This is a genomic window from Oligoflexia bacterium (assembly GCA_034439615.1).
GTDB lineage: Bacteria > Bdellovibrionota > Bdellovibrionia > JABDDW01 > JABDDW01 > JAWXAT01.
Window position 1 is genome coordinate 82253 of the sequence record JAWXAT010000035.1, and the last position, 7654, is coordinate 89906.

General features: G+C 40.6%; 6 protein-coding genes and 4 tRNA genes. All 10 read left to right on the top strand.

What is annotated here, in order from left to right; all coding sequences use genetic code 11:
• Nucleotides 1-3 precede the first annotated feature (3 nt).
• Entirely contained in the window at nucleotides 4-2295 is a 2292-nt protein-coding gene (locus SGI74_08890; protein MDZ4677613.1) for an ATP-binding protein, read from the top strand.
• A complete protein-coding gene (locus SGI74_08895; GenBank protein MDZ4677614.1) occupies nucleotides 2292-3674 on the top strand; it encodes a sigma-54 dependent transcriptional regulator in 1383 nt (460 codons plus the stop codon). The genes SGI74_08890 and SGI74_08895 overlap by 4 nt, the downstream gene beginning before the upstream one ends.
• 8 nt (nucleotides 3675-3682) lie before the next feature.
• Complete coding sequence (locus tag SGI74_08900) at nucleotides 3683-5416, top strand: proline--tRNA ligase (protein MDZ4677615.1); 1734 nt, start codon at nucleotides 3683-3685, stop codon at nucleotides 5414-5416.
• 2 nt (nucleotides 5417-5418) lie between these two features.
• Entirely contained in the window at nucleotides 5419-6141 is a 723-nt protein-coding gene (gene pyrF, locus SGI74_08905) for an orotidine-5'-phosphate decarboxylase (protein ID MDZ4677616.1), read from the top strand.
• Entirely contained in the window at nucleotides 6138-6890 is a 753-nt protein-coding gene (locus tag SGI74_08910) for an RNA methyltransferase (protein MDZ4677617.1), read from the top strand. The genes pyrF and SGI74_08910 overlap by 4 nt, the downstream gene beginning before the upstream one ends.
• A gap of 144 nt (nucleotides 6891-7034) precedes the next feature.
• Nucleotides 7035-7110, top strand: a tRNA-Thr gene (locus SGI74_08915).
• Between the two features lie 34 nt (nucleotides 7111-7144).
• Nucleotides 7145-7229: transfer RNA gene (locus SGI74_08920), tRNA-Tyr, on the top strand.
• 55 nt (nucleotides 7230-7284) lie between these two features.
• Nucleotides 7285-7361: transfer RNA gene (locus SGI74_08925), tRNA-Gly, on the top strand.
• A gap of 46 nt (nucleotides 7362-7407) precedes the next feature.
• Nucleotides 7408-7482, top strand: a tRNA-Thr gene (locus tag SGI74_08930).
• A gap of 87 nt (nucleotides 7483-7569) precedes the next feature.
• The coding region (locus SGI74_08935; protein ID MDZ4677618.1) for a GTP-binding protein at nucleotides 7570-7654 on the top strand (85 nt) is incomplete at its 3' end.

Here is a 7654-nt window from a genome sequence, read left to right on the forward strand (position 1 = left end):
TCGATGTGGGAGCTCAAGGGGAAATGGAAGCTCCCTTGGTTACGCACCAAAAAAACAGCTCCTCGTTTAAACACCGAAAGCATTTCTTCCGACGAAGCTAAAAAACGCCAGCGCGAGCGACTTGTCATTTTCAGTCTCGCTGTTTTCTTTTCGGCGTTAACTTATCTAGAAATTCATCTAGCCAATTTGAGCCAAAAACTACCATTCGTGAATAGCATTTTCTTTTTTGGTTTAGTTAACTTCAACGTAGCTCTCCTTTTATTCCTAGCTTTTTTAATTTTTAGAAACGTCGCTAAAATTTTCAGTGAGCGTAGAGGCGGAATTTTAGGAAGCCGTCTGAAATCAAAACTAGTTATTGCATTTGTGTCATTTGCTTTTGTGCCAACAGCCCTTTTGTTTTTAGTTTCCGTTTTCTACATCAACTCAAGTTTTGATAAATGGTTTAGTCTTAAGATTGGTAGTGTTCTTCAAGATTCTTTAGAAGTCACAAACGCCTATTATCAAAATACAAAAAAGAAGAATTACCATTTTGCTAACCGAGTCGCTCAGCGCATGCGCGAAGTGAAACCCTCTGAGCGAATGAAAACAATGGCGAAGTTGAGACAAGAATACAGCCTTGATTCTGTAGAATATTATCCAAGTATTTTTTCTAAGCGTTATGTTTTTCTAGGCAAGGATGATCAACTCAGACAAATTCCACCTGCCACCTTAGAGTTTCTCCAAAAAGGTATTACCCAAGGTGTCGAAGCTAGTACGATTCACCAATTTTCAAACGGAAATCTCATTCGATGCATTGTTCCTTTTAAAGGCAAAGATGCAAGCAGCATGGGTGCTGTGGTTGTGAGTAGTTACGTTCCGTTAAGTCTTGTTACAAAAATGGATGACATAGCAACTGCCTACGAAGATTATCGCGATGTAAATCCGCTGAAGTATCCGATCAAATCCATTTACATGATTATTTTGGTGTTGGTGACATTGCTTATCTTTTTTGGTGCATCATGGTTCGGATTTCATTTAGCAAGACAGCTCTCAACTCCGCTTGAATTATTAGGTAAGGCTACTGAGCAAATTGCTCATGGTCATTATCAAACGGTTGATGTTCGAGCGGGCTCTTATGAGATATTTCAGTTAGTCGAGAGTTTTAATAAAATGACTACTGATTTAAGTAATTCAGAAAAAACATTGCGTGCCCATAGTAGATACATTGAAGTAGTACTTTCTAATATTTCCGCAGGTGTTATTTCTGTTGATCCCCAAGGTCTCATCACAACAGTTAATCAATGCGCGACACAACTTTTGGAAATTAATCCTTCAAAATTTATCGGCCGTCATTATGAAGAAGTGATGACGGCTGAACATAAACAGATTATTCACGACTTGCTTGGAAAAATCTCTAAACACAAAGCCCATTCAATTCAAAAAGAAATTCATGTGAATTTAAGAGGCGAAAATCTAATTCTACAATGTACACTATCTCCACTTAAAGATGAAAAAGGTGGTTCTCTTGGTTTTGTATTAGCTTTTGACGATTTGACAAAACTCATTAACGCTCAAAGAGCAGCCGCCTGGAAGGAAGTCGCACGTCGTATTGCCCACGAAATTAAAAACCCACTGACGCCGATTAAACTTTCTGCAGAACGTTTGCAAAAAAAGTTTGGTGACCAAGTAGATGATCCTGCGTTTACGACTTGTACACAGACTATTATTCAACAAGTCGATGAGCTTAAAGAATTAGTAAACGAGTTTAGCTCCTTTGCTCGATTGCCTCAGGCTCATCTTGCTCCTCATGATTTTAATCAAGTGGTTGAAGCAGCTTTGGTCTTGTATCGCGAGGGTCATAAAAACATTCAATTTAGCGTGAGCCTTGATCCTAAATTGCCCGCCTTTGATATAGATCATGATCAAATGAAGCGGGTTTTAATCAATATTTTCGAGAATGCGGTGGCTGCCGTGTCTTCAAATCAATCCCAAACTGGAAGTGTTGCAATTTCGACACAGTATGATAGTGTTTTACGTATTGCCCGCTGTATTATTGCTGACAACGGCCCTGGGATTCCAAATGAAATGAGGGATCGCATTTTTGAACCCTATTTCAGCACGAAAACTAGTGGAACAGGCTTAGGTTTAGCCATTGTTAAACGTATAGTTGATGATCATAGCGGGTTTATTCGGGTATTTAAGAACACTCCTTCTGGTTCTAAATTTGTGATCGAGTTGCCTGCAATCACGCGGACAAACACAACACAAAACGTCCAGGGGAAAAACACGAACCACGAGGGCTCGATAAACACATGAAGCAGCCAGCTAAAATTCTCGTTGTCGACGATGAATCAAGTATTCGCCAATCACTCTCAGCTATTTTAGAAGATGAAGGTTTTGATGTTTATGTCGCAAGCGATGGGGCTCAAGCGCTTCAACTCATGTCGCAAGAACTACCCGATGCTGTTTTACTTGATATTTGGATGCCTGGCATTGATGGGCTTGAAGTTTTAAAAGAAGCTAAGAAAAAATATCCTGGCTTGCAATTTATTATCATGTCAGGTCATGGAACCATTGAAACCGCAGTTAAGGCCACAAAGCTTGGGGCTTTTGATTTTATAGAAAAGCCCATCAGTTTAGAGAAGGTCGTCATTGTTTTAAATAATCTTTTAAGTATGTCACGCCTCAAAGCTGAAAACACACAGCTATTAAATAAGGTCAAAAAAGATATCACACTCGTTGGTGAGAGCGTGCCCATGAATGCGCTTCGCTCAATGATTGCTCGTGTGGCTCCAACAAATAGTTGGGTGCTTATCACTGGTGAAAATGGTACGGGTAAAGAACTTGTAGCCCAAAACATTCATTATCAAAGTGTTAGAGCCGCTCGTGCTTTTGTCGAAGTGAATTGTGCTGCAATTCCTGAAGAGCTTATCGAAAGTGAACTTTTTGGCCACGAACGTGGGGCCTTCACGGGTGCCACTCAGCAGAAAAAAGGCAAATTTGACATGGCTCATGGCGGAACCCTTTTTCTTGATGAAATAGGAGACATGAGTCTTAAAACCCAAGCAAAAATTTTGCGCATTCTTCAAGAACAACGTTTTGAAAGAGTGGGTGGAACAGACACGATCATCGCAGATGTGAGAGTAATTGCAGCTACGAATAAAAATCTAGAACAAGAAATTAAATCCGGAAGATTTAGAGAAGATCTTTTTTATCGACTCAATGTTATTCCGTTTAAAGTCCCAGCACTTCGTGATCGATCAAGCGATATCCCTATTCTTGCTAAAAACTTTTTGGATGATTTTGCTCGAGAAAGCGGTACGCGCAAAAAAGCCTTCACCGAAGAAGCATTTGTTAAGCTTTTATCATTTGATTGGCCGGGAAACGTGCGTGAACTTAGAAATTTTGTAGAGCGTGTTTTTATTCTTACACCTACTGATCTTATTGATGTGTCTGATATTCAGCAAGTCGGCATCGGATTTAGCGAAACTGATAAAACCTTTGAAGTAAATCCAATGGCTATAGAGTCTAATTATGCCCGCACGTTGCGAGAAGCTAGAGCCGAATTTGAAAAAGAATTTATTCTAAAGCGTCTCGAAGAAAATCAAGGAAATGTCAGCAGAACGGCTGAAGTAATCGGTGTAGAAAGATCCCATCTTCACCGCAAGATGAAATCATACGGCATCGAGGTTTAAGAGCAGTCATGAAACTCACAAATTATTTTTTACACACGGTGAAAGAATCCCCAAGCGATGCCGAGATTGAAAGTCATCGCCTTTTAATCCGGGGAGGGTTCATTAAGAAGGTAGCTCCCGGAATCTACAGTTATTTGCCATTAGGTCTTCGATCCATAAGAAAATTTGAAAACATAGTGCGTGATGAGATGAACCGTGCAGGTGCCATTGAGATTTTAATGCCAATGGTACAGCCTCGAGAACTATGGGATGAAACCAATCGCTGGGAAGTCATGGGTAAAGGGCTTTTAAAATTCAAAGACCGAAATGAGCATGACATGTGTTTAGGTGCAACCCACGAAGAGGTTGTGACCGATATTGTTCGTCGTGAAGTGAAAAGTTATCGTGATTTACCGGTCAATCTTTATCAAATTCAAGCAAAGTACCGAGATGAAATCAGAGCAAGATTTGGTCTCATGCGCGGCAAAGAATTTATTATGAAAGATGCCTATAGCTTTGATGTAAGTCGTGAAGCAGCCTTGAAAAGTTATGAGACTATGTTTAATGCTTATAAACGAATTTACAAACGTTGTGGGCTTGAATTTCGTACTGTCAAAGCTGACGCCGGCGCAATTGGTGGAAGTCAAACCCATGAATTTCAAGTTTTAGCATCAAGTGGTGAAGATCAAATCATGGCGTGTGACAAATGTGAATACGCCTCAAACATTGAGGTCACACCCGTTATTGAAAAACGCCAGCAATCAAAACCAAGTGGTGCAAAACCTGAAAAATTTGCGACTCCAGGTTTAAAAACCATTGATGATTTAGCAAAATCTCTAAATGTCAGTGCAAATAATTTGGTGAAAACACTTTTTTATCGCATCACAAAAGATAAATTTCTCTGCGTAGTTTTGCGTGGTGATGATGAGCTCAACGAAATCAAACTTAAAAATCTTTATAATCTTCCGATGAACCCTGAGCTCGCAAATGATCAAGAGGTATTCCAAATTACAGGTGCACATCCCGGTAGTTGTGGTCCGGTTGGTCTTAAAATCGCTGTTGTTTGTGAAGATGGCTTAAAATCATTAAGTGATTGGGTTGTAGGTGCCAACGAAGATGGTTTTCATCTCAAAAACATAAATGTCGACATAGATTTTAAATCTGCTCGTTGGGCCGATTTAAGAAAAGCAAAAGAAGGGGATCCCTGCCCTGATTGTGCTGATGGAAAATTAAAAAGTCATCGTGGTATTGAAGTGGGGCATGTTTTTTATCTGGGTGATAAATACAGTAAGAGCATGAAAGCGACGTTTCTCGATGAAAAAGGAAAAGCTCAGTATTGTGAAATGGGTTGTTACGGAATCGGTATCGGAAGAACTGTGCAAGCTGCAATAGAGCAAAGTCATGATAAAGACGGTATGATTTGGCCCCTTCCATTAGCTCCATTTCAAGTTCTTATTTGCCTATTAGATGTGACTGATACTGAAACAAATTCGGTAGCCCAGAATTTATACAAAGAACTTAGCAGTGATGGTGTTGAGGTTTTATTAGATGATCGTGATGAGCGTCCTGGAATAAAATTTAAAGATGCCGATCTTTTGGGCATTCCACTGCGAGTAAATGTGGGGAAAAAATCACTTGCGGAGAATAACCAAGTGGAGATTGTCGACAGAAAATCAAAGTCGGTAAATAAAATCACAGCTTCAGATGCAGCACCTCATATTAAAAAATGGATAACCCAAAAAGAAGCTGAGTACAGGTCTTAAACATGAATAATCCCATCATCGTTGCGCTTGATTTAGATGACGTAGAAAAAGCACGCAAACTTACAGAAAAATTAGCGCCTTATGTGGGGGGATTTAAATTTGGCCCTCGTTTAACATTGAGGTGTGAACGTAGTTTTTTAAAAGAATTGTCGTCTCAAGCCATTCTTTTTATAGATCATAAATTTTTCGACATTCCATCTACAACTGTAGCAAATGTAAAAGTCGCTGCTGAGTTAGGTGCTCATTGGGTAACGGTGCATGCGCTTAATGGTCCACATTGTCTTCAAGAATTAGCAGCCTTAGAAATAGAAATTCGTAAAACAAAAAAAGATTTTAGAATTTTAGCGGTAACTGTATTGACCAGTTTTTCAAAAGAAACACTTCCGCCAATCTGGAAAGATCAATCAATCAGCCAAAGTGTAATAGATTTGGCAAAATCTGTTCACCAACAAGGTTTGCATTCTCTTGTTTGTTCCGCTGAAGAGATTGAAGTTCTCAAAAAACAAAATCAAGATACTTTTCTTGTCGTTCCAGGAATTCGCCCTGAGGGTTCAGCAAGTAATGATCAAAATCGTATGGCTACACCTATCCAAGCTTTAAAGCGAGGTGCTTCAGCCCTTGTCATAGGCCGCCCCATTATCGACGATAAAGATCCAATTGAAGCTGCAAAAAGAATTTTTGAATCAATTCAAAATCACACCGTTCAAAAAGCAGCTGACCGATGAAGCGTATTGTACCTGGTATTCATTCTGTCACTGAGGTATTTCGCGTACGTCCTAAGGCCATCACAGAGCTGTGGTTGCGTGAGGGAGATTTGCGCGATGATCTCAATGTCTTTTATTTAGAAGCCCAAAAAAAGCATATAAAAGTGAAGCGTGTGAGTCAGGCGGGTTTAGATCGTCAAGTTGCGACGCATCAAGGTGTTATTGCATTTGTAGATGGTGGTCCACCATGGCCAACAGGTCGTGAGCTCAACGGATTTAAAGAAGGTTTAATCTTAGCTTTAGATCATATTGAAGACCCACATAATGTTGGCAGTATCATGCGATCTGCTTGGAATTTAGGAGTCCTTGGTGTCATTTTGACAAAAGACCGATCTGCAGGTTTAGCTCCTTCAGCTCAAAAAGTAGCCTCCGGTGCATTTGAACATGTACCAATTACAGAGGTGGCCAACCTTCATGCTGAGTTGAAAGCCTTACAAGATGCAGGATTTTGGGTTTACGGCTTAGATGAAAGTGCGACGCAAGCCATTCATGAAGTGGAGTTTGCGCCTAAATCTATCCTTGTGATCGGCTCAGAAGAGATGGGGTTGAGAAAACCCACGTTATCGGCCTGCGATGCCACTTTGGCTATTCCACAAAGTGAAGGTTCTAATTCTTTTAATGCCGCAGTTGCTGGTGCCATCGCGGGTTATGAGTTTTTAAGACAGCGGAACTTATCTATAAATCCAAAAAATTCAAGAAAAAAACTTTGACTGCGACAAGTATTTAAAATACAACCGCAATTCAGTGTTTACGATTCGAAGGGATTAGTGTCTGTTCTGAAAAATTAGGAAGACTTACTCATTATTTAGTTTTCCATTTTCAGTGCAAATATTTTTTTGAAAAGTAGATCCTGGGCTGGCGTAGCTCAGCTGGTAGAGCAGCTGATTTGTAATCAGCAGGTCGCGGGTTCGAATCCCATCGCCAGCTCCACGTTTTTTTGGCGTGATGTTAGCGTGAGGATATTGGTGAGGTTCCCGAGTGGCCAAAGGGATCAGACTGTAAATCTGACGGCTCTGCCTTCGAAGGTTCGAATCCTTCCCTCACCACCAAAGTTGTGGAAAAACCGTTCGAAGGAATCGAATGGATGATAAAAAATGCCGTGATGCGGGAGTAGCTCAGTTGGCTAGAGCATCAGCCTTCCAAGCTGAGGGTCGTGGGTTCGAGCCCCATTTCCCGCTCCATTTTTCAAGGACGTGCGGTGGCTTGAGTTAAACTTGAATGCTGAGCGCCCAAGTAGCTCAGTGGTAGAGCACTTCCTTGGTAAGGAAGAGGTCCCGGGTTCAATCCCCGGCTTGGGCTCCATGAAAGTAGTGCGCATAATAAGCGTAATAAAATTTGTAAATTAGGTTTTTGAAAAATTATTTGTGAATCAACGGGAGAGAAACGAAAATGGCTAAAGAGAAATTTGAGCGTAAGAAGCCCCACTGCAATATCGGAACGATTGGTCACGTAGATCACGGGAAGACGACATTGA

Excerpts from the sequence above, each read along its gene's own strand:
- SGI74_08900 (MDZ4677615.1), top strand. The coding sequence starts at position 3,683 with ATGAAACTCACAAATTATTTTTTACACACGGTGAAAGAATCCCCAAGC.
- SGI74_08910 (MDZ4677617.1), top strand. The coding sequence starts at position 6,138 with ATGAAGCGTATTGTACCTGGTATTCATTCTGTCACTGAGGTATTTCGC.
- SGI74_08890 (MDZ4677613.1), top strand. The coding sequence starts at position 4 with ATGTGGGAGCTCAAGGGGAAATGGAAGCTCCCTTGGTTACGCACCAAA.
- pyrF (MDZ4677616.1), top strand. The coding sequence starts at position 5,419 with ATGAATAATCCCATCATCGTTGCGCTTGATTTAGATGACGTAGAAAAA.
- SGI74_08895 (MDZ4677614.1), top strand. The coding sequence starts at position 2,292 with ATGAAGCAGCCAGCTAAAATTCTCGTTGTCGACGATGAATCAAGTATT.